Here is a 1070-nt window from a genome sequence, read left to right on the forward strand (position 1 = left end):
AGAATCTGTTCGCAGGCCTTCTGCGTCTGCGTGTCCCCCGCCGCTTTCGCCGCTGCGATCAGTACGGTATAGCTGGCGACCTCCATGTTTTCGAAAACGTAGCCGGCCATGGCGCCCTTGATCACTTCATCGCTCATCAAGGAGCCGCCAACAGCCTGACCGAACGCCATCAATTTTCCGCCCAGGTCTTTCATCGTCGAGGATTCACCGCCCAGACGTTGCAGGCATTCGTCGATGAGTTTCTGCTGACCGAGGGTTTCTTCGATGTGCTGATCGATGCGCGCCTTGAGCTGCGGGTAATGTTCCAGACGCTTGGATTGTGCCTTGAGCATTTGCTCGGCCTGTTGCTCCATGGCATGGGCATCACGCAGCCAGTCGAGCAGGTTTTCCTGTGGAGTAGCCATGTCGAGTCCTCTTCTTGATGATTTCACAGTGATCAACCGGGGCGCGCCGGCTGATGTCCGGCGCGCCCCACGTGCCTTACAAACCAGGCTTGGCCTGCGCGCCGGAGCCCAGATCCGCACCGGTGACCGGCTCGCTGTTGGGGTCGGACATGGTGCGCATCTTCATGTTTTCCAGCAGCGCTTCGTCGGCGCTGTCCAGTTGCACGGTGGCCAGGCCATCGCCGCCGTCGACTGCCGGCGTCGGGCTTTCGACAAACTCCCAATCGTCGCCCTGATTCCACGGGCCGCGCATGCTTTCGGTGCCTTGCGACATGTTGAAGTAGACGTTGGTGAACTCAGGCATGCCGGGCAGCTTGCCTTGCGGGAAGTTTGGCTGAATCGAATGCAGGGCTTTTTCGAACGACAACTGGTGGGCGATCTCACGGGTCATCAGAAAGCCCAGCGCCTCTTTCACGCCGGGGTCATCGGTCACGTTCATCAAGCGCTCATAAACAATCTTCGCCCGTGCTTCAGCAGCAATATTGGAGCGCATGTCGGCGGTCGGCTCACCGATGGTATCGACGTACGCCGCCGTCCAGGGCACACCGGCAGAGTTGGTCAGCGGCGAACCGGCACCGTAGAGCAGGCTGGTGATGTGCGAGTCATTGCCGTTGCCATTGAGCGAGC

2 protein-coding genes are annotated in these 1070 nt (G+C 60.0%); both read right to left on the minus strand.

The window, feature by feature from the left end:
• The coding region (locus OQK_RS04135; protein WP_038861100.1) for a ferritin-like domain-containing protein at positions 1-404 on the minus strand (404 nt) is incomplete at its 3' end.
• Positions 405-480: 76 nt separating this feature from the next.
• Positions 481-1070 (minus strand): manganese catalase family protein (locus OQK_RS30350; RefSeq protein ID WP_038860538.1); only part of this gene is annotated, 590 nt, incomplete at its 5' end.

Origin of the sequence: Pseudomonas sp. R62, assembly GCF_000257605.1 — a bacterium.
Taxonomy (GTDB): Bacteria; Pseudomonadota; Gammaproteobacteria; order Pseudomonadales; family Pseudomonadaceae; genus Aquipseudomonas; species Aquipseudomonas atacamensis.